The following is a 21987-nucleotide window of genomic DNA, read 5'->3' as shown; positions in this document are numbered from 1 at the left end:
GTACCACAATCACCACACTTTTTAAACAATAAAGTATAAATAGTATAGGTGCAGTGTAGCTCAGATTATGTTCAGATGCAACATTTTTGCTTCGTCTTTCCAGCATAAAAAGTGCCGCAAAAGGATCGAATGTTGACCTTTTGCGGCGCCCCTTGTATGTTGATACGTCTAGCCAATCTTCTGTTCAGCTTCCACTTCCACGGGAATGTCTTCTTTATCCATGTACTCATTTTCGCCGATAATCCCCAGTCGGCGGTCCTCTTCCTCAAGCTGCAGTGCCTTCTTTACACAGAGCCAATGCGCTAGTGCAATCGCCGCAAGCCCTGCTAGAAGCTTTCCGGCCACGATCGGCAAAATCAAATTGGGCTGGAAATTCGCCGTAAAGGAGAGATGGTCGCCAAGCAGGAAAGCGGCACAGACAGCAAAGGCAATATTAATCACTTTATCCTTTGGCCGCATCGTTTTAACGAGACGGAACATCGCCAGCACATTAGCGCTTGAAGCAAGAATCCCGGCACTTCCAACGGCGTTTAAACCGACTTTCTTCCCGACGACTTCAAGCGGCCGCGACAAATACTTGCGAATCAAATAGACCATCGGGAACGCCCCGGCCAGCATAATTCCGATGTAACCGGCGGTTTCAAGGGCACGGAACTGATCCTGCTCATCTGCAATAATCGGATCAAATCCCCAAACGCCAAACATTGTTGAGAAAAAGCCGGTAAAATATTCGACGATCGAAAAGCAGAGAACAAGCTTGATCCCGGCATCCATCCCCTTTCCAAAAATCATAAAGCCTTTGACCATAATATCAGGATAGAAACGTAACCCTAGCGCAATCACCAACACTAACACAATCAGCGGAATTAAATTAACAAAAATAGCGCCAAAGCTTAATGCTAACTGATAGGTTGCTTCTGAGCTTGTTGAAATCACATCACGCACAACAGGATTGCCGAAGACCATCATCGCGCATGAAATCAAAACGCCGATCGGGATTGATAAAATGCCGGCCATGACGCCCAACGCCATATATTTATGGTCGCGCTGATCGAGCATCGCCAACCCCATCGGAATCGTAAAGACGATCGTCGCCCCGGCCATATAGCCGACTGTCATCGCCATAATCCAACCTTCATGCGTCTCAGCCAGCGCTTCCGCCAGCTGGTATCCCCCCATATCAACAGCGATAACGGCCGTAGCGGCAATCGCCGGATCGGCCCCCACTGTGGCAAAAATCGGCCCAAAAAAGCCCGAAATAAATGTCGACAAATACGGAATCGACGCCATGATGCCGGCAGCCGGAACGAAAATATGGCCGACGGAATGCAGCCCCTCCATAAACTCCTTACCGAGACCTGTTTGCGTGTTTTTTATCGAAGCAATCGCACCAATAACTGCACAGGCCATAATGACATAGATGACGTAAGTCCCTAAATTCTCCATCCACCTTCCTCCTCACGTTGCAGCTCCAAAAAAGACAAAAAGGTGCCTGATTCCAGCTCGTCACGATCTTCGTCACAAAGCAAGCATCAGGCACCTTTGCCTATTTCGATTCACTTATTCACTGCGATTTACTTGACCAGCTCCATTGCCGATCAGCTATAGCTACATGTTACAGAAAGGTCGGGTCCCTTTGTACTTTTTCGTCAGATTATCTGACTGAAAAAAGAACGGGGCATTTTTTCCATAGAGAATGCACATGCTCCTCCCGTATCCGGCAACAGGCTGTTGTCAAAGCACGTTGTTCCTCTTATAGCTGTCAATCAGCAGTTTCACCTTTTCAATTTCGTCATCCGAAAGCTCTTCCAGGTGATCAATCTGCTCCTTTAAATAGGCAACGGTCGCACTCTCTTTTCTTTTTTTGTTTTGCGAAAAATAAGCGGCAATCGAGCTTGTCACCAAACCGAGTAACCCAATCCCAAACACCATCAAAATGATGGCGATCAGTCTGCCGACGACGGTAACAGGAGAGATATCGCCATAGCCGACCGTTGTAGAGGTGACAATCGCCCACCAGACCGCATCAGAATAATGAGCTATGCCCGGCTCCAGCATCGTGATCGGAATCGACGTAAGAAAGATAAGAACCACAAGCAGAATCAGGACTTTATCAAGATTATTCGTTCTGAAAATATCATAAACAGGCTGAGCGTAATGCTTTAAAATCGCCAATGTCCGCAATAGCCTGATGAAGCGTACGAGACGGGCCAGCCTGAAAATGCTGTCGAGGGGAATAATCGCCACAAGATCTAACGGATTCCGCTTTATGTAAGCCCATTTGCTTTCGCTCGAAAAGAACCGGACCGTGACATCCAGGACAAAAATAAGCCAAATGACAAAGTCGAGATTTCTAATGAAAGGATGATCATTCCAAATAAAGATAACGGAGATGAACGCCAGCACGGCCATAAAAATTTCATACACCATTTTAAGTCGATGTCCCCGGGCAATGACAACTGTTTTTTTCTTATCTAGTTCCATGTCCCCCTCCAAAACAATCGTTTCTCTTATCATGATAGGAAAATTATAACATCAGTTTCCTTTTTTTATGAGATAAATTTCATATTTTCAGTGATTTTCTCCAGCGCAAGATTATCCAATATTTGATGCCAAAACTCCTTTCTGATTCCGTTCTTCACAATATGAGAGTGAATCGCATCGTCTTAATAAACACCACTAGCTCGCCGCTAACCCATCATGAGTGACAACCTTCTCAAAGCACTCCATGATCACCGGTGACGATTTCGAATCCAAATGCCCCGTCGGTTCATCCGCTAAAATGATACTCGTTCATTTACTAGGGCGAGGCTGATGGCGGTTCTTTCTGCCGAGCGCCGGATAAAAGTATAAAAATAACTTAATGAAGAGGTAACGGGTTTTCACTGGAAACCTTATCAAATCATTTTTAATACTTTGAACATGTGTACGAATATACTCATTAAGCAGGATAGGGAAATAGATGAATAATGTCTCTGCCTGTCTGGTATAATAAAGAAGATGATAGAATGTCGCTCTTTTTCTATTATTCATAGAAAGGCTGGAGGGATTTGGATTGAATATGGTGAATGAACAGCTCGTTATCGACAAGCTTGTTGCTTCTTTGTCTCCGTTCCTCATCGTCTTGTTCGGCTCACATGCAAAAGGGACGGCGAATCAGGATAGTGATATTGACATTGCCTTTTTAAGCGAGCAGAATAAAGTAGACTCTTATCAATTGTTTATGATCGCGCAAGACCTCGCTGCGAAGCTGAATCAAGAGGTTGACCTAATTGATTTACAAGAAGCAAGCACGGTTTTTCAAGCGCAAGTGATCCAGACTGGCAAAGTCATTTATTGTTCAAATCAAGAAAAGAAACAGCTTTTCGAAATAAAAACATTAAAAATGTACACGAAATTAAATGAAGAACGCGCTCCTATTTTCAAAAAGATCGCTGAAAGTGGGTCAATCTATGAAAAATGATGTTGTCTTGAATAAGGTTGCCATTATCGAACGTTGTATCAAACGGATTACAGAGGAATATGAACAGAACCCAGACCATTTAAGAAACTATACAAAACAAGATTCGATTGTGTTAAATCTCCAACGTGCATGTGAAGCCAGTATTGACCTTGCCATGCACATTGTTGCCGAGAAAAAACTAGGCATTCCACAAACGAGTCGTGATGCTTTTTCGTTAATAGAAGAAGAAGGAATCCTTCCCGCCTCACTTTCTCATAAAATGAAAGCAATGGTTGGCTTTCGAAACATTGCCGTGCATGATTACCAGGAGCTTAACTTGAGCATCTTACAACAAATACTTGATAACCATCTGCAGGACTTTACGGACTATACCAAAGCGATCCTTTCTTATTGAGATAGGGGGTGTCATAAAGGTTGATACTCCCAACGAGTTTCCCCCGAATGTTGATGGCTCAATTTCACCGAACGCCTCCTCAACTTTCATAAAATCGTCAGGCTTATACACGTCATAGCCATACCGCTCCAACTTATCCTGCACAAGCTCACTTAGCTGCACATCATCCTCTATGAGCATCACTTTATACATTCATCCACGCTCCTTTCCCTGCTCCTATTTTATCAAGCGGCTAAGTATGAAGAAAGGAGCTGGAACCAAAAAGGTTATTTTCCCCTTTTGGTCCAGCCCCTACTGATATAGCTTGTCATTTCAAACATCTTTCTCGTATTGCGCCCTTCAAATTGAATTGCTCACAAGCTCGCAGGATCGTTCGGTTAGTCCCCCTCCTCCATTACTCGTCCAATCACGGCTACAGCTTCTGCTCTTGTTGCGGTTTGCTTCGGTTTGAAGCTGCCATTCGGATAGCCGGTGACAATACCATGTAATGCAACAGTTTCAACAGCTTCTGCTGCCCAGTGAGAGATTTCATCCTGATCGGTGAAACGAGGGGATTGCTCTTCAGCTCCAGCCAATTGACTGGCATTCACGATGATTCTCGCCACCTGCTCCCGTGTAATCGGGTCATCGGCACCAAACGTCGCTTCATTGTAGCCGTTAATCAGGCCGTGCTCATAGGCTGCTGCGATGCTTTCTCTTGCCCAATGGTTCACTGTATCCTCGAACACACGGCTCGCTGTTTCTTCTATTCCATAGGCTTTCACAATCATCGTCGTAAACTCAGCTCTCGTCAGCGTACGATTTGGCTTGAACTCCCCATCAGGATACCCATTTACGATATTTTGCAGAACCAATGCCATGATATGCTCCTCTGCCCAATGCCCGTCAATATCGGTAAAAGATTCAGGAAGCTCCGGCGACGGTTCCTCCTCGATTTCTTCCTCTTCCGTACTTTCTACTTCCAATACGGCAAACTTCGTAAAATGATCAACCTCTCCGGCTACCGTACCGTCCTGCCAATCGATTTGAATATTGTCTAATTCAATCCATTCTCCAGATTCTTCATCGAGCCAGAAAATACTGACGCTGCTGCTTTCTTCATCGACAAGCTCAGGATCAAATGGCAGTGTAAGGGTAATCGGAACAGAAAAGGACTCCGTCGTATCTTTCGTGATCTCAAACACATCACTTATGACTCTATCAGACGCTGGAAGAGCATCAGTGTTCCTCACCACGTCCACATTGATCCGGGTGGTTCCACTGACTGCCCCGCTCGGGAGCTGCAGCGTCACACCCTCCATCGTTAATGATCCACCTGACTGCGGGATCGAGTTTGCCGGCGGAGCAGGCGAACCGGATCCACCGCCTCCCCCTCCACCGGAGGAGCGTGCAGTTACTTCAACCGTGCGCGTCACTTGCTCGGCCGCATTGCCAGCCTCGTCAGTCACATCATAATACAAAATATATTCCCCGGCCGTTGTCGTATCCACCTCACCTGTAACGACAATGGAGCTTGTAATATCCCCATCTTCATTATCAAGCGCAGTAGCACCAGGGTCCTCAAAACTTCTGCCGCGGACCACAGACATTGTCTCGTCGCCTAGAAGCGTAATGACGGGCTTTTCTTTATCAATATTGCGAATTTCAATCGTTTCAACTGACGTATTTCCAGCTTCATCACGGGCAAACACACTGAATGTTCCGTTTTTTGAAACGGTGAAGCTATCATCAGCAAAAATAGTTCCATTATCCTCATCAAGGAACCACTCAGCTAGCGGCGTTCCTTCCGCCCATTTTTTCGTCTCGATTGCTCCGTTATCTGTCATGTCCGCTGTAATCGTCACATCTTGATTGGTCATTGTCGTGGGGTCCGCACTTAACTCAATCGTTGGTTCGGTCTGATCAATCAGAATCTCTGCCCTTGCAACAGCACTTCCCGGCACAGACATCCGGCTTTTCAACACAGAACGACCTTCTTGATCAAATTTAACCTCATCACTGTAATTCGCCCATTCGCTCCAACTGCCATCCGGTGTTTGAATGCGGTATTCGGCGTCGCCTTCCTCATTGTAACAAGCCCCACCTTGTAAGGTCACCGAGACCTCCTGCTTCCAACTGCCAGCAGCATCAGCCGGTGTCGTCACAATTTCGGGTGGCACACATGACACGACCTTCCCATCATCGTCGACATACAAATCAGGATCCAAATAGATCGCCGGTGCAACCCTAGCCGGTATATTTCCTACAGCAGCATGAGCGGGGGTAACAAGGAAGTCGCTATCAGCACGAGATCGTACATTGATAATATTGATATCGTAATCCGAAGCGGCGGTCAGGGTGTAATAATCATAAGTAGCATCTAAATTGTCCAAGATGACCGTTTCATTCAGTTCTGCCTCAAAACGACTAGGCAGGCCGATTTTTGCCGAAGCCTCGCCCCACGTCATTGTCTGAATCCAGTCCGTATGCTCCAATTGGTTGATGTCACATTCAACCAATTGGCGACAGTCAGCGGATCGTTCGGGTCAAAGTTCATATTTACATCTATTGGCGAGCCGGAATTGTAGTAGTATCTGCTAATTTCGCTGTTTGTGCGCAAAAACAATCCTTGCGGCTCGCCCGCCATCGACTGCAAATACACCCACTCTCTATCACTATACGTGACGAGATCACCAGGGGTTAAATTTTTAATCGTTTTAGTACTGGCTTTTATCTCCGCAGGAACATATAGAGAAAAAAGCAAAAGAAAGACTACTATTCCACTTGTCAGTTTTTTCATATCACATCTCCTTATTTGTTTTCCGGTGCTCCATTTACATACATCCCTCTTGACTATGTTGTAGATCCTTTATCTCTTTAAAAAATCACATGACCAATAGCCTACGTCACCCCATTTTTATTTACTCCCAGACCTTTATCTCCTCCTCACATAGATACTCCTTTAAAAGTATACAGCATTCCACTTGCCTTTGATCATCAAACATGCATTCCAGACATTTTAAGGTGTATAGTCCTGGTAAATTTATACCTGTAAAGATAAAATAAAATATTTTGTTATGCTGATGATAGGTCTTTTGGGAAAACCTCCCGTTTATCAATAGATTTCTTGTCGACTTAAAGGTAGATTTAGTTAGAAAGGAAGGTGTACAGATGAGGAATCTATTTAATCAATTGGATGCAGAGGACATTTTGATTCGCATTGATCATGTAAGCGCTGATGCCAAAGCGCAATGGGGGAAAATGGATGCCGCCCAAATGCTGGCCCATTGCTCAGCCTTTCAAGACATTGCCATGGGCAACTCCTTCCCTTCGCGCGGATGGTTAGGCAGACTAGTAGGCCGCTTCGCCAAACCGCTTTTTTATAATGACAAGCCGCTCCCCAAGAACATGTCGACCATTCCAGATATTCTCATTACCGAGCCAAAAGAATTTGAACCAGAAAAAGAAAAACTGAAGCGCAAAATCATCACCTTTCAAAACAATGGTCGGGAGACATGCACGCCCCACCCGCATCCTTTTTTCGGGAAGCTCACTCCCGATGAGTGGGGAAAAGGCATTTATAAGCACCTCGACCACCATTTAAAACAGTTTGGCGTTTAGTTTATTGAAGAAACAGGAACAGCAAGTGTCAACCCGGAATCAAATTCAAGGAATACCCTTGTCAACTGTTGGAAAGCACCCCTTCTCCCTTCCTGTAAAAACCTATTGAATTGTTCTGTGTGCTCTCGTGCCCCACAAAAAAACTCACAAGCGTCAGTGATCCACACTTGTGAGTTTATCTTTGTTACTTTTCTTTTATCTCAATCTCGACATCCCAATCTTCATCATCTGGTGTTAACGTAAGCACATCACGCTTCACAGAGATGCCAAGAGCAGATCTGATCTTGGCCTTATCCAGAAGCGCATCAGCGATAGCATCGGCAATCTCTTCCGCCGAATCGCCTCTTTTAACGGAAAATCTTACTGTTTCATCGATATTTTCATCATCAATGATAACGTTCATTTCAAACTCCTGGTCTTTCGTCGCATCCGCTTCCACCGTAATGTTCCATACTCTAATTCTTTCTCCGCTTGCTCCTTTTACTTCGTCATCGTCAATTCCAAGGGCGTCCAGTACATCGGCATCCCCATCGAATTGGATCGTAGGAACCTCATCGATTGGACTCTTGGTCGTTTCAAAAACAAATCGTCTCGTATTCTTATATTCCACTTTGACCCGTCTATCATCAAGCGCGTCTTCAATAGCTGCTTGCAGCAGTTTTGCTACTTCAGCCCCATCTCTCTGACGTCCATCAATTTCATCGAGGTCAATCTCTCTAAAACGACTTCCGTCAACACTGATTCTTAGACGTTTCCCCTCTAAGTCAGGCGTAGCATCATTGACTCTATCCCCTGTCAGGACTGCTTCTTTAAAATTAGTATCACGCTCATTCCATTCCCGTTTCACGCTGAACTCAAGCGCTGACTGCTCAGCAACTCTAAAAGCGAAGATAGATTCTATTTCTTCATTGGCGATAACGACAACGGTTTCCATGCCTGTTTCTAAATTACTAAAGCCTGCAACCTCGCCATTCACCTCGATTCGCACACCATTGGCAACATCAAACGACTTCAAGCCAACCGTCACTTTTCGATTGTTTCTGTCGATACTTGAAATCGAGCCCGTCACGATCTCTTTGATGACTTCTTTCTCGGTTGAATAAGCATAAATTTCCGCCATTTTTTGATTCTTTAAAACGACACGAACATTCATCGTAGTCTTCAAGTCTTCAAAGCTGGCATCCTTGTCATTAATTTGAACGGTATAATCATCTGCAACCCCGAACGTGGCCGACCCGATTGTTAGCTCTCTCACATCAGCTGCGATACGGGAAATTTTCCCCGTTACAACCTCAACTCTCTCAAACCCTTCTTCAAAATCATACTCATCTTCCAGCGTGTTGAACAAACGATCAGCAAACACCGCCATTTCCGCCCGTGTTACCGAATTGCCTGGCCGAAACGTATTATCCTGATAGCCTTCAACAAATTTATTTTCCAAAGCGATAGCCAAATAAGCCTGTTCATCCGCACTTAAATCTGTTAGGTCGGTAAACGTTAAATCATGCTCTTGTACCGCATCGATCTCCGCTCCTAAAGCATGCACCAAAAGCTCCACAATAAACATTCTGGATGCTTCCGCCTGATAATCCTGAATGTCTTCCCAGCTGACGATATCATTGTAGAGAGCCAGCTCCACACTGTTCCGCGCCCATTCCGGCACCTCTCCTATGTAATCAGTCCCCGTTGTTTCCAACGTTCTTTTTTGTGACAACAAATTCGTCACAATTGTCACCGCTTGCAGCTTCGTTACCTTCACATCAGGGCGAAACGTAGCATCCGGAAATCCATTAATAATCTCATTTCCAGCCATATTTTCAATAAAACTCTGAGCCCAATGCCCCTCAATATCATTGAACTTCACTTCCAAAACATCTGTTTGAACAGTATCCGCATACGTCACAGGCCCAAACGAAAACACCATCGCCCCCGCAAGCATGACAGGCAATGCTTTTTTCTTCCATCCTCTAGTCAAAACCCTCACTCCCACCATTCCATATTATTCTCCTATTTTACCATAGATTTCTGGAATGGATAGAGAATACTCTGTGAATTTGTTCATGGGCTATAAGAAATAAAATGGATGTGGTTAATCGGTTTGACGGTGATGAAAGATGAACTAGCATCTAAATGGCCTGATATGAATAGGAGATAAATAATGGAAGTCAACCATGTTGACAAATATTTATGAATGGGACAGACGAAGCGAGACATATCAGCCAGGTACATGTTATGCAGGCGTTCACGGCTATGATTCGATTTTGATTTGACCTCCACGGCGAATATCCCCCGTTCGAATCACCCTGGCGTACACTCCCATGACTCCCTTATTATGCTTTACTGCTGCCCGCAAAACTGACGGTCATTGGGCAGATCGCCTTTCCAAGCTGGCTGAAAAAATGTACGGAGGTCTCGAAAAAGGAAAATGATGATCTCAAGCGGCTAACATACGAAGTACAGTCGTCTTAGCCCGACGGCTCCGTGAAAATCCCATACCGAGGAGATCCGTTTCGGTATGGGATTTAAAAAAAGCGGGGCTTCCCAACGGACTTCGTAAGCTCCTACTTTACTAATTTCGGGTTGACTTCCGTGCTTGCAACTTTTTCAAAATATTTAACAATTGCAGCATGATCCTCATAACCGTCACCATCAATCACCAAAGACTTTAATATCTCACGTATAGAAGATGTTAGCGGTAAAGGGGTGTTTAGATTTTCTGATGTGTCCATTACATTATTTAAATCTTTTAAATGTAGGTTGATTTTAAAACCCGCTCTAAAATCTCGATTCATAATCATAGGAGCTTTAGAATCAAGCACAGCACTTCCTGCCAATCCTCCTCGAATCGCTCGGTACACGAGTTCCGTATCTATTTTCATGCTTTGTGCTAACACAAATGCCTCCGATACTGCGGCTATGTTTAATGCGACGATTATTTGATTTACTAATTTAGTAGCATTACCGGAACCTACTTTTCCCATTCTTACTACTGAACTAGTCATTGTTTCTAATATTGGTAGACACTTATGAAAAATTTCCTCTTTACCTCCAACCATAACAGAAAGGGTTCCATCAATGGCTTTAGGTTCGCCGCCACTAACAGGTGCATCTAAAAAATCAATATCCTTTTTTATCAGTACTGAATATATTTCTTTACTAACGATCGGTGATATTGAACTCATATCTATTATAGTAGTCCCACGACGAACCCAATTAATAATACCTTCTTTCCCTAAAATCACGTCCAGGACTTCTGGCGAATTTGGTAACATTGTAATTATCGTATCAGAAATTTCAGCAAGTTGTTTAAGTGAACTTACTACTTCAGCCCCTAATTCATTGAGTTCTTTATTCGTTTCACTATTTCTGCTTGAAATTTTTATATCGTAACCTGCTTTAAGTAGATTTTTGCACATAGGCTTCCCCATTATTCCTAACCCTATAAAACCTATTTTCATTGTTATACCTCCATGGAAATATATTTTCGTTTATGTTCGAAAGCAAATTCATAATGCCTAACATAGTAAAGATAAAGGCAGGAATTTTTTACTGAACTTATATAAAACAAGCGAATAAGCAACTTGTTTGTTCTTTGCTTCCTTAAACTAATTCAGGATAGAAATTTCTTCTTGTTTCTTCATTCCTATTTAAAGCGAACAATCAGCTTATTATTACCAGCAATATATGTAGACTCATACATGATAAAAGACAGGATTGAGGTTTACGAAGGCTTTGTTCGTCTCTCATGCTTCAAGCCAACTAAAAAAGTTGGCTTGAGCATAAGAGGTCTTCCCAGCTGCCGTTGGAAGCGCGAAGCATTTTCTATAGCGGCGGTCTAAAGAGCATTAAATTCATGTCCGGATTAATCCCTGATTAAAATCCTTTAGTCTATCCTCTTTGTCACTTTGAAATATCGTTAAAACACCCTATCTCAATGTCAAGTTAGCCCCCCTCTCAAAAGTTCTATCATTGTGATACTTTACATTTTTAGTGCCACAGGCTACTTAGCGTTGTAATTCTACACTTTCAGGATGTACCAAGGAATATTTAGCTTTCAGGATATTGGTGGCTATGGTTTTCCCACTCACAGAGTCCAGAAATCGATCGTCATATTTTCGTTCGTAATCGACACGTACGTCGTCTTCTTTACGAAATTAATATCTTTCTATTAAATCTACCCGGGTCCTCATCGCGTCCCCATTTTTGTATGCGGAATAAAGCTCCATGAAAACATGCAATTTCCGAATATCATGACCTGATTCCACAGATCCAGCATTGTGTGGAGAAATAATTACGTTAGGCATACGCCATAAAGGATCGTCTTTTGGCAGCGGCTCTTTATGAAAAACATCAAGCCCAGCACCTCGTATGCGATTGTTTTTCAATGCAGACATCATCGCTTCATTGTCGATAATATCGCCGCGTGAATAGTTAAGTAACACGGCTGAACGTTTCATTGCGAAAAATTCTTTTTCTCCAATAAAGTGGTAAGTTTGCGGGGTCAAAGGAAGTAGTAACGCCATATAATCTGCCTCTTTCAGTGCTTCTAGCTTATTTTGCAACGTCATGACTCGGTCGAAATATTCGGGTACTTCCGACCTTTTTCTGATACCGACTACTTTCATCCCAAACGCTTTAACCCTTTTTGCCAATTCCTTCCCAAGATAACCAGTTCCTGCGATGCAAAGCGTCTTCCCGTAAAGTCTTTCTAAGACGTAACTATTATCCCAAATAGAATCCAATTGATTTCGATAGTTCACGTGCAATCCCCGAGAAAACATGATCATCATCCCGAAGATTTGTTCACAAATTTGCGGTGCCTGAATCCCTCGAGTATTGGTCACTATAATTTGCTTTTTCGACAATTGATCAAACGGTAGCCCCTCTACCCCGACATTATCCGCATGTATCCATTTTAACCGAGGAAACAGTTCCACTTGTTCAGGTTCCATGGCACCAAGACTCGCCCCGAATCCGACCATAATATCAGCTTCAGCCATCTCCGAATCTATGACTTTCAGATCCTTTCGGACAATCACTTTCTCTCCCAGTTTCTTCTCAAGCTGTTCCTTATGTCTCTGCAACATGGAATTGATCATTAAAATCACCGTTCATTCATTCTCCTTTCATCATGATAACCTGTACGCTAATCTTCCGAGATTATTATCCCAACGGGCTCTACGGGGTATGAATCGTCCCATCAGGCAGTCTTACCTGCCACCTGTGAATCCATGATTTTTCATCCGGAGGATACTTTTTAGCTAGTTCCTCGTTGAAATCGATGCCCAAACCCGGTTTTCCATTTAAGTAAACCCCGTTCTTCTTTAATTGTGGAGAGCCTGGGAAAATTTCCTCTTCCGCCTCGCTTAGACCAGCCCATTCCTGAATCCCAAAATTGACGCATGCATAATCAAGGTGCACATTGGCTGCATGTCCAATGGGAGAAACATCTGTGGGGCCGTGCCACGCCGTCTTTACACCGAAGTTCCCAGCAAAAACAGCCAGTTTTTTCGCTGGCGTTATGCCTCCGATTGCCGAAATATGTACCCTTATATAATCAATCAATCGGTTGGTTATCAGATAATCCCATTCTTTTGGGTTCACAAAAAGTTCTCCCACCGCTAACGGCGTGATTGTCTTATTCCTGATTAACCGGAACCAGTCCCCCTGCTCCGGAGACAGCACATCCTCCAAGAAGAACAGCTGATACTGTTCCATTTCTTTGGATAGGCGTAAGGCATCCTGTGCGTCTAGCCGTTCGTGCGTATCATGCAGAAGCTCAGCCTGATTTCCAAACTCACTTCGTATAAAACTCACTGTTTCAATCAGCTCTGCGATGTATTTTGCTGGATGATAATATCGCCCCTCCTGTCCTTGGTATTGGCCGGGCGGCAAAATTTCGCCGCCAAAATTTCCCCATCCCCTTCTAATTCGAATATGCGTATTCCCTTCGTCCAGTCGCCTTTGAAAATCCTCACCGATTTCGGTCAGATTATTGCCTTCAGCATACCGATAAACAGTTGCATATTCTCGACACTTTCCTCCCAGTAAGTCATAGATAGGCATATTAGCCATTTTTCCTTTTATGTCCCACAATGCGATATCGATGCCCGATATCGCGTTTTGCTCGATCGGCCCTGATCTCCAGTATGAGCTGTAATGTAACAAGTTCCAAGTGTCTTCAATTTCAGCCACGCTCCTACCAATCAAAATTGGTTTCAAATAATCTTGAATCACGCTTTTGACCGCTAACGTGCGATAAGCGAGCGTGGCACATCCTAATCCAAATAAACCTGGTTCCGAAGTCTCCACCTTCACAACGACCTGATTCATTGCTCCTGGCTTCAGTATAAACGTTTTAATATCGCGTATCTTTACACTCTGCATATGGTTTTTCTTCTCCTTTTTCTCTTTTTTACATTTCGTTTCCAATTTTGTCTCTTGACCGAATTCTAAAGAACAGGATAAAGAAGATGATGACCAGCACGATCAAGGATAACGATAACGGGCGTTCAAGCAAAAACAACCCGAATGACTGATCTTTGGCCACTGCCATTTGTTTCGCTCTTCTGAAATTTTGTTCTATTAACGGTGAGAGAACGGCTCCAATTACCACCGGAGGTATCGGTATTTCAAATCGAATGAGCAAGGTTCCCAAGATTCCGATTGAAAGAGCTACAAAAACATCAAACACATTGTTATTGATACTGTATGCGCCAAATATCGCAAAAACAATTACGATGGGAATAATATATTCCATCTTCGCTTTTAAAATATAAGAAAAATACTTAATCCCGACGCCGCCGATCAACAGCATCGAAAGGACCGTAAAAAGCATGCCGTATAAGAATAGATAGGCCACATCGGGATTTCTTACAAAAAGATCCGGCCCAGTAATGATTCCATGCGTGGTAAGCCCGGCAGCTACGATGGCCGCCGTTGTCGACCCTGGAATACCAAGAGCAAGCATAGGCACCATTGCCCCACCAACTAAAGAATTGTTTGCTGACTCCGCAGCAATAATGCCTTCCGGATTTCCTTTCCCAAACCGTTCCGGATGTTTAGAGGTGCGCTTCGCTTCGCCGTAGGCAAGAAACACTGGCATAGTCCCCCCAACTCCCGGAAGTATGCCCACAAGTACACCAATCACCGATGACCTCAAAAACAAAATAGGTCTTTTTAAAATATCTTTAATCACCGTCAATCGTTTTATGGGTTTATCTTTATAAACAAAAGTCGCTGCTTTTTTCTGCCCGATATTTCTAAACATTTCTGTGAAAGCGAAAAGTCCCAAACAAATCGGAATAATAGAAAAGCCTGTATTCAAGCTCTGGAATCCAAAAGTCATACGGGATACAGTAGACATTTGGTCCATGCCTATAGTCGGCAGAAATAATCCTAGACAGACCGCCAACAACGATTTCCAGATGTTGTTTCCAGAAAGACTGCCTACGATAGACAACCCGCACAATGCGGCTAGCATCATTTCCGGCGGCCCGAATTTCAACGCAATACTTGCGAGCAGAGGGGTAAAAAAAATCAATGCCAGGATTCCCACTAAACCACCAATGGAACTGGAAAATACTGAGTAGTATAAAGCCTCACGCGATCGCCCTGCTTTAGTCATCGGGTAACCTTCCATCGCCGTACATGTTGCAACAACATCGCCCGGAACGTTGATTAGAATAGCTGTAATGGATCCGCCATACATCCCTCCCATGTAGATTCCGCCAAGCATAAGAATGCCAGTAGCTGGAGACATGCTGAAGGTCATTGGCAGTAATAAAGCGGCTCCCACAGCTCCATTCAATCCCGGTATAGCCCCGACTACTATGCCAAATAACGTACCCAACAAGGCATAGATAAATAATTGCGGGTCAAGTAGCTGGGTCAAAATGTCAAGACTCAAAATATCCTCCTTTCCAAATCCATGTTAATCTCCGGCTATGAAGGAAAAATAGCATGGTTTGTCTTTGCATCATTGATTCAAAATAACGTCTGTATACTGGTCCGTCAGCTCCTTAATGGTATTGTAGTTTTCGTCGATATTGTTTAGGAGTTCTTCACCCATTACGGCCTTATACCTATATCCAGTGGCTTCGATTTGATCGATCAATTCCTGTGTTTGTGACACTTTTTCAACTGCTTCCGTAATCTTCTGCACCACGTCATCGGGTACGCCTTTCGGCATGACAAGCGTATTCGCTACAGCAAGAAAGTCAACGGACAAGCCATAGTCTTTAAACAACGGGGCATCTGGATATTCAGCAGGCGGTTCGTCTCCCCCCCATGCAATCGGTATGTAACCTTTGGGAAGATAACTGCTGATTTGCTGATTACCGCTGCTTGCTGCATCGACCTGGTCTCCAAGCAACGCGGATACGACATCAGAAGCTCCATTGAACCCAATCGTCGTAAATTCAATATCGAATTTATCCATGATGGATGCTGCAAGCACCCGATGGGCAATTCCACCCTCGGCAACCGTCAGATGACCAGGATTTTCTTTTGCATAATCGACAAACTTTTGCCAGCTGTCAATCTCACCGCCTTCTTTAGAATAGTAAGAAAAAGGAGTATCCGTAAAACTAGCGATATAATCCACGCTTTCGTAAAGATCGAATTCAAAAGTCGGATTGACGATGCTTGAAATAATATAATCTGGGGAATTGAGAAATCCAATCGTATATCCATCCGGTTTTGCGTTGGCGATTTCCATCGCCCCCAACTCACCGCTAGATCCTGGCTTGTTCACGACTGTAACCTGAACGCCCAACTCGTCCCCCAAATATTGGGCTACAAATCTCCCGACCGTGTCCGCGTTGCCTCCAGCGGAATAAGGTATAATCATACTGATATTCCCATTGGGATAGGCGGCTCCTTGCTGAGACGCACACCCCGTTGCTATAGCTAATAGCACCAGTCCAACCACTATATTAACGACGATGAGTTTGATCCTGCTATTTTTCATTTTATTCTCCCTTCTTCTGACTTAAAAACCAAAAATACCTACCGGCGTTGGCAAGGATAATAAAGTCGCAAAGCAAATAAACATAAAGACTATAGCACAACCCGCAAACACAAAGCTTTTGACTATGAATTTTCTCCTAAAATGAAAACGGCCTTGGATGATATATTCCTGAACCATAATGACCGCCACAACTATGAAAAATGAAGTGATGTAGAATCCTAGCACATTCAAGAATAAACACAAAGCAAGCAAAACTGCCCCCGGAATTCCACTTTCCAAAAGGAACTCTTTCATTGAAAGTCTGTGATAGGACTTTCCATTTTTCTTCATTGAATGAAAAGCTCTCAGTATAATGCAAACCCCTGAGATCATCATCAAATACAAGATTGCCTTTGGATACATCGCTACCTCCTCAGGCAGTTTCTGAGTCTGGGTTAAAAATAATCCTGATATCATGATCACCAAAATACCCAGCTTCACATCTTGATCCTTTAAAACCAAATCTCTAACCTCCCTCATGAAAGTTTGATTTTCTAAGAATATGCATGTTTTCTTAGAATTTCATAAACACCTAACAGTAAATCCAACAAGAATAAGAACTAGAAGTGTTATTATTTGAATTTTCAGTCATAAGAGGTTCATCAAAACCAGATCATAGTGCCCAAATGGTGATAAAAACTACGGCTCTGTCCTGTTGGTGTTTTTGTAAACAATATCTTGAGTAATGGCTAAATTTTATAATTAACATTTATTGAAAGTCTTGATGGGAGTAACGGGCATAATAGGCCCGTCAGCTAAAGTAAATCGTTTGATTCAATCGCCTCTTCGCCAAGATTTTGTGTTCACAGAGGCTCCATGTCAAGCAACTTTCATTCATTGTAACCCTTTTAGTTATGCAACCTATACTTGATCGATTTGAGATATTCTCCTCCATAATTTAGAATCATCAAACTCTCGTCGCCTTTTGCCAATGACAAACTAGACACATAGGTAACGTACATCACAAGGTGAGTAATTGTTGCTTTTTCAAAGGACGTTCACGGTGTTTTATATTGTACTCATGTTAGGAGAGAAGTGGAGTATCGCTAAATATAAGGCGCGGGTGTACCCTCTTCTTCCTCCTTTCCATCATTATCCTAATTAGGATTCCTCCTCTATTTGATATTTAATATTTGATCAAATCCCTCAAAGTAAAAAGTAAGACATGAACGCTTACATAGTGGATTTGCTTTTTTGAAAGGGTTATTCCGATATTTTCATTTTTCTAATCAGCTCATTTTTGGCTCTCAAGGCATGTTGCGTTAGCACTTTTTCAAGCTTAACCTGATCACGCTTGCTCAATGAGTATATAATTTCTTCATGCTCAGCTATTGCTTGCTTCATTTCATCAATTTCATTCGGGTAACGTTTCTTTAATGCTTTCAGCAAACCAGAATAAAATACATACATATCCTTTGCGCGGTTATTGTCACAAAGGGAAAACATATAATAATGAAATTGATTATTAACATCTTGATACTGAATATTCATCTCTTCTTTACTTTGACAAAGATCAAAGAGGCTGTTGATCCTGCGTAACTCCTCTATGAAGTGTTCGTCATACTCTTTCGTAACCACCTCGGACATGATCAAAAGTTCCATCATACGCCTGATATCGTAAATATTGCTAGCGTCTCTTACATTGATGGACAGCACACGTGCACCTTTATATTGCTGCACCTCCAGCAGACCTTCTCCTTTGAGACACTGAAATGCTTCTCTCACTGGCATTTCGCTGACACCGTACTTATTCACAATGTTTTTAACAGTGATATGTTCACCAATCTTGTAAACGCCGTCAATTATCTCTTGTCTTAATCGATCCGTTACATGATTTGCCACCGTTTTAATAGTAATCTTGTGATCATCTTTGATGACTAGTTTGTTATCGCTCATGATTCTATCCTCTCATTTTAAATGATATTTGATCAAATATTTATCTTTATAATATCATATCCTCTCTAATTGTCAAACTATTCTTTATATTATTTCTTTTCATTTTCATTTAAAATTCAATCATGCGACCTAAGCGTACTCTCAGATCCACCTCTGTAAACTGATCAACTAGTGTTTATGGCCATCCAAAATATGTAGGTAATGACAGCTAATTTATGTATATAAAAAAGGTCACTTGCCAACATCCGAAATCATACATACACTCCTGTTTGCGTATCTGCCTTGTATTCATCAATCGCGATCGCCGGCGTCAGAGAGGTATGGTACTGCTTGGCTGTATCCGTAAAGTTGTTCCCTTCGATCACCCTCATCCCCAACGCCTGGTTCCATTCTCTCGTTCTTCTACCTTTGTCACGCAAACCTCTTTTAATCCTGGGATTTTCATGATAGACTTTTGTTGCACGCAGCTCCATCCTTTCTTTGTTTCTCGTCAATTCTGTTAATGACGTTCTACAATGTCTGGATCTTGACGGCGCTAATTGTCCTAAAACTGACGGATTCACTGTCCAAAATGAAGAGGAAGCAATCCTTTGCTCCCCCTTCATTTTACAAATCTACTTGATACGTTTCATTTTTCTTAAGATAAAATTTTACTTCATTTCGGCCAGTAACGATATACCAGTCTCTGCCAAGTTCCAAGCGGCAGGGAAGAGTCCGACCATATCCTAGATGAAGATCAAACCATTCACCGTATCGCATCTTATAACCTAAATTCTCACCCCACAACACAACCCAACAATCCAGCTCTTCATTGTAATTCATCTCTTTCCAACGGGTTTTCATGAGAGTTCCCCTTGGATGACTTGCTTGATCATATGATCGTCAATGATCCTACGGCCATTTTGTGAGCCATACAGAAGACTATGTGTACAGAGTTTATTAATGAGCCTTGCGGCACCACCAGAGAACCGATGAATTTCGCCAATCGCCCCATCTGAAAAGATTGGTTGATCAACTCCTGCATATCGAAGATGCCCAGTAACATATTCCTCAACCTGAGCACGATCGAGGTGTCCTAGCTGGAATTGGATATCAATTCTTTGACGTATGGCTGTGTATGACTGTAAGCGTAGTCGGTCCCACAATTCACTTTGACCGACAAGGATAAGCGCCATTGGACTTAGCGAATCCATTTTAAAGTTTAGAAGAAAACGGACCTCTTCAAGCATTTCCCGATCCAGAAGGTGAGCTTCATCCACTACGACTACTGGTTGTAGTCCTCGTATGCCTTTCATTAATTCAATCTCACGATGAAGTTGCCGTTTTGCATCTCCTCGATAAAACTTCGCTTCAGAGCCCAGTTGTTCCAGTAGCCCCTTGTAAAAATGGCGAGGAGTTAACTTAGAGTCGGATAGATAAAGAACGTGGAATTTGCCTTTATCCAATTTGTCCACAAACTTACGGATTGTCGTCGTTTTTCCCGTTCCACTATCTCCACTCAGGACGGCAAAAAGCTGTCTTTCAGCTGTATATTTCAACCTTCCAAGGATTTCTTGCATCATAGAGGAATCATACAATTGGTCCGTTGGCAAATCTCTAGTGAAAGGCGTGTTCTCCATTTCATAGAAGGCTTCAAACACGTGAATCATCCTCCTTCCAAACGCCACGGAAGGTCACGGCAGGCTTCTGTTCGATTTGACGTTCCTGGTTCTTTCGTTCAGCTGCCTTTAATAGTCTTGAAGAGTCAACACCCTGCACCTGCAGGTGCTCAGGTAATGCAGGACGCTTCCCAGCTTTTTCTCCAATCACAAGCTTCTTGGCTTTCCAAGGAGTATAATCCTCGAACTCAATGGTAAGCTCCTCAATATTCGCAGGATCATAGATAACCTCAACCCGACGTCCAATAAATGTCAAGCCCACTTCATATTTCTGATCCATGAAACTGATGCATCCTGATTTATCGACTTTTCTTGTCTCGCAATGAAGAAATGCATTGCTTAACGTTTCTGGATCGATGAACCGAATCGCTTTCTTGTCTGAACGAAATGCGGTTTCCGGGCTGATTTTCTCCCCAAGTGCAGAATGAGGCTTATTCTGATAGCACTCAGTCAGCCAGACTTGGAAGAGTTCATTCAGACGATCCAGAGTATTCGGCTTTTCGATGACAGCTTCACTGATGAATGAATCTATGACTCTATTGAACCTTTCAATTTTGCCCTTCGATTCCGCTGCATACGGCCTTGTGTAAGTGAGACGAGTGCCTATTATTGAGCAGGTACGTGTCATCCATTTGGTTCGATATTGCTTGCCGTTATCAAAATATACAGCCTCTGGAACACCATACTTTTGGATGGACTGCCGGAAGGCATCTTCAATGATCCTTGAATCCAAGGTAGGATAGAAAGCTGCGTGAAGCATAAACCTGGTGGCGTCATCGATAAAAGCAACAAGATACACTTGTTTCTTCATTCCATTCGGACCAATCGGCAAGTAAGGACCATACTTGATATCTGATTGCCAGAGTTGGTTGCGATGTCGTTTCTGAAACCTTCGGGCGGCTACTCCTGTCTGGGAATAGAGTCTCATTTGCCGTGTACTGTAACCCTTTTCCGTCAGTTTTTCCTGAAGGGTTGACCTTTTGATTTGTCCTGGTTCAGCCAGCCCTTCCCATTCAAGAATCTGTATAATTTGAGCTACGCTCCGGCTCGGCACTTCCTTACGTAGAAGAATCGCCTGGTCTAATAGATTAGGAGGGATAGCTTCTGACTTTCGAGCAACATTTCTCGATTGAGGCTTCAATCCCCCAAACCCACCATCCCGAAATTGAGCCAAATATCGTCTGATGGTTCTTTCTGAAAGGCCATTGGCCTTAGCTATCTGGCTCCTTAATTCCTTCACTTTTCCAGCGTCAAGCCCCTCTGCCAATAAAGGTGATATCAGCTGAAAACGTTTCACTGCCAATTCTTCTGATTTCTTATGATCCCTCATGATACACATTCTCCTTTCTGTGTCTATCATGAGTGTAAATCAGGGGTTATTGGACAATGAATGCAGAACGGGTGTGTAGCCAAAAATTAATATTTACGATAGGCCGGACAATTCTTGTCAGCCACCCATTGGCATCTCCTGCCAAGCGTCCTATCCTTTGAAGTGCAGCCCCTGAATCTTTGGACGTGTAATCCAGGGGGGTATTCTCCTGGTTGGTTCTGATCATGATGGAAGTCAAACAGCCAATCCAATAATCCACAAATTCTAGAAACCAGCCATGCCATCTCGAAAGAGTGGAATCATCAGCAGGAACAATGTGGGTGGATGGATTTGTAAGAACGTCTTCGATACATTCCGCTTCATAGCGCTTATAAGGAATCAATAAGTCCGGCAATTCATGGTGGATGGTACCACAATTGGTACACTTCAACCTCCGAATGTTATATGTCTTACTTTGTCCCGTATGATCCTTGGCTTTTCGATTCCTAGTTCCTCTAACCAGCATGTCTTTCCCGCAACATGGAGAAGGGATCCTCTCTGCACCCCTAACTAAAAACTCCAGTAAGTATGTTTTCAATCAGCTGATAATCTGATACAATAACCATATACTTTTTTGGTGGGACGTCTCCCGTATAA

General features: G+C 43.2%; 20 protein-coding genes and 1 pseudogene. 3 read left to right on the top strand and 18 right to left on the bottom strand.

Going from position 1 to position 21987, the window contains the following annotated elements; all coding sequences use genetic code 11:
* Positions 1 to 168: 168 nt before the first annotated feature.
* From eutH to M3202_RS22665, 3 genes and pseudogenes are all read right to left on the bottom strand, one after another.
* Entirely contained in the window at positions 169 to 1446 is a 1278-nt protein-coding gene (gene eutH, locus M3202_RS00205; protein WP_251221369.1) for an ethanolamine utilization protein EutH, read from the bottom strand.
* 288 nt (positions 1447 to 1734) lie between these two features.
* Entirely contained in the window at positions 1735 to 2484 is a 750-nt protein-coding gene (locus tag M3202_RS00200) for a potassium channel family protein (protein WP_251221368.1), read from the bottom strand.
* Between the two features lie 65 nt (positions 2485 to 2549).
* Positions 2550 to 2828 (bottom strand): annotated as a pseudogene (locus M3202_RS22665) (hypothetical protein); the annotation flags it as partial.
* A gap of 233 nt (positions 2829 to 3061) precedes the next feature.
* On the opposite strand from M3202_RS22665, the gene mntA reads away from it, so the two are divergent.
* Positions 3062 to 3463: a type VII toxin-antitoxin system MntA family adenylyltransferase antitoxin gene (gene mntA / locus M3202_RS00195; RefSeq protein ID WP_251221796.1), complete on the top strand. Its 402-nt coding sequence runs from the start codon at positions 3062 to 3064 to the stop codon at positions 3461 to 3463.
* A complete protein-coding gene (gene hepT / locus M3202_RS00190; protein WP_251221367.1) occupies positions 3453 to 3857 on the top strand; it encodes a type VII toxin-antitoxin system HepT family RNase toxin in 405 nt (134 codons plus the stop codon). The genes mntA and hepT overlap by 11 nt, the downstream gene beginning before the upstream one ends.
* Positions 3858 to 4234: 377 nt before the next feature.
* On the opposite strand, the gene M3202_RS00185 is transcribed toward hepT, so the two are convergent.
* Positions 4235 to 6304 carry an S-layer homology domain-containing protein gene (locus tag M3202_RS00185; RefSeq protein WP_251221366.1) on the bottom strand — a complete coding sequence of 690 codons (2070 nt, stop codon included), beginning with the start codon at positions 6302 to 6304 and terminating at the stop codon, positions 4235 to 4237.
* Positions 6301 to 6636: a hypothetical protein gene (locus tag M3202_RS00180; RefSeq protein WP_251221365.1), complete on the bottom strand. Its 336-nt coding sequence runs from the start codon at positions 6634 to 6636 to the stop codon at positions 6301 to 6303. Before M3202_RS00180 ends, M3202_RS00185 begins: the two co-directional genes overlap by 4 nt.
* A gap of 371 nt (positions 6637 to 7007) precedes the next feature.
* On the opposite strand from M3202_RS00180, the gene M3202_RS00175 reads away from it, so the two are divergent.
* Positions 7008 to 7457 carry a DUF1569 domain-containing protein gene (locus tag M3202_RS00175; protein ID WP_251221364.1) on the top strand — a complete coding sequence of 150 codons (450 nt, stop codon included), beginning with the start codon at positions 7008 to 7010 and terminating at the stop codon, positions 7455 to 7457.
* 184 nt (positions 7458 to 7641) lie between these two features.
* Here the strand turns inward: M3202_RS00175 and M3202_RS00170 are convergent, their stop codons facing one another.
* From M3202_RS00170 to M3202_RS00110, 13 genes are all read right to left on the bottom strand, one after another.
* A complete protein-coding gene (locus M3202_RS00170; protein WP_251221363.1) occupies positions 7642 to 9432 on the bottom strand; it encodes an S-layer homology domain-containing protein in 1791 nt (596 codons plus the stop codon).
* A gap of 586 nt (positions 9433 to 10018) precedes the next feature.
* The gene (gene garR / locus M3202_RS00165; RefSeq protein WP_285890037.1) at positions 10019 to 10915 is read right to left on the bottom strand and encodes a 2-hydroxy-3-oxopropionate reductase; all 897 of its coding nucleotides are present in this window, start codon (positions 10913 to 10915) and stop codon (positions 10019 to 10021) included.
* A gap of 696 nt (positions 10916 to 11611) precedes the next feature.
* Positions 11612 to 12556 carry a D-2-hydroxyacid dehydrogenase gene (locus tag M3202_RS00160; protein ID WP_251221794.1) on the bottom strand — a complete coding sequence of 315 codons (945 nt, stop codon included), beginning with the start codon at positions 12554 to 12556 and terminating at the stop codon, positions 11612 to 11614.
* 79 nt (positions 12557 to 12635) lie between these two features.
* Positions 12636 to 13889: an enolase C-terminal domain-like protein gene (locus M3202_RS00155; RefSeq protein ID WP_251221362.1), complete on the bottom strand. Its 1254-nt coding sequence runs from the start codon at positions 13887 to 13889 to the stop codon at positions 12636 to 12638.
* Complete coding sequence (locus M3202_RS00150; RefSeq protein WP_251221361.1) at positions 13873 to 15366, bottom strand: tripartite tricarboxylate transporter permease; 1494 nt, start codon at positions 15364 to 15366, stop codon at positions 13873 to 13875. The genes M3202_RS00155 and M3202_RS00150 overlap by 17 nt, the downstream gene beginning before the upstream one ends.
* Positions 15367 to 15435: 69 nt before the next feature.
* Positions 15436 to 16428 (bottom strand): Bug family tripartite tricarboxylate transporter substrate binding protein, encoded by a 993-nt coding sequence (locus M3202_RS00145; protein WP_251221360.1) that lies wholly within the window; start codon positions 16426 to 16428, stop codon positions 15436 to 15438.
* Positions 16429 to 16449: 21 nt separating this feature from the next.
* Positions 16450 to 16929 (bottom strand): tripartite tricarboxylate transporter TctB family protein, encoded by a 480-nt coding sequence (locus M3202_RS00140; RefSeq protein WP_251221359.1) that lies wholly within the window; start codon positions 16927 to 16929, stop codon positions 16450 to 16452.
* Positions 16930 to 17670: 741 nt separating this feature from the next.
* Complete coding sequence (locus tag M3202_RS00135) at positions 17671 to 18363, bottom strand: GntR family transcriptional regulator (protein WP_251221358.1); 693 nt, start codon at positions 18361 to 18363, stop codon at positions 17671 to 17673.
* A gap of 251 nt (positions 18364 to 18614) precedes the next feature.
* Positions 18615 to 18782, bottom strand: coding sequence for a hypothetical protein (locus M3202_RS00130; protein WP_251221357.1), 168 nt, complete (start codon positions 18780 to 18782; stop codon positions 18615 to 18617).
* A 187-nt stretch (positions 18783 to 18969) separates the two neighbouring features.
* Positions 18970 to 19206: a DUF5348 domain-containing protein gene (locus tag M3202_RS00125; protein ID WP_251195967.1), complete on the bottom strand. Its 237-nt coding sequence runs from the start codon at positions 19204 to 19206 to the stop codon at positions 18970 to 18972.
* Positions 19203 to 20003: an ExeA family protein gene (locus M3202_RS00120; protein ID WP_349775588.1), complete on the bottom strand. Its 801-nt coding sequence runs from the start codon at positions 20001 to 20003 to the stop codon at positions 19203 to 19205. The genes M3202_RS00125 and M3202_RS00120 overlap by 4 nt, the downstream gene beginning before the upstream one ends.
* Positions 19996 to 21351: a DDE-type integrase/transposase/recombinase gene (locus M3202_RS00115; protein ID WP_251221355.1), complete on the bottom strand. Its 1356-nt coding sequence runs from the start codon at positions 21349 to 21351 to the stop codon at positions 19996 to 19998. The genes M3202_RS00120 and M3202_RS00115 overlap by 8 nt, the downstream gene beginning before the upstream one ends.
* A 46-nt stretch (positions 21352 to 21397) precedes the next feature.
* On the bottom strand, positions 21398 to 21928 hold the full coding sequence (locus M3202_RS00110; protein ID WP_285890036.1) for a DUF6431 domain-containing protein: 531 nt from the start codon (positions 21926 to 21928) through the stop codon (positions 21398 to 21400).
* Positions 21929 to 21987 lie beyond the last annotated feature (59 nt).

It is taken from the genome of Halalkalibacter oceani (assembly GCF_023715605.1).
Classification (GTDB): Bacteria; Bacillota; Bacilli; order Bacillales; family Bacillaceae_D; genus Halalkalibacter; species Halalkalibacter oceani.
The sequence above is the reverse complement of the archived record's forward strand: the minus strand, read 5'-3'. Positions and strand labels throughout refer to the sequence as shown.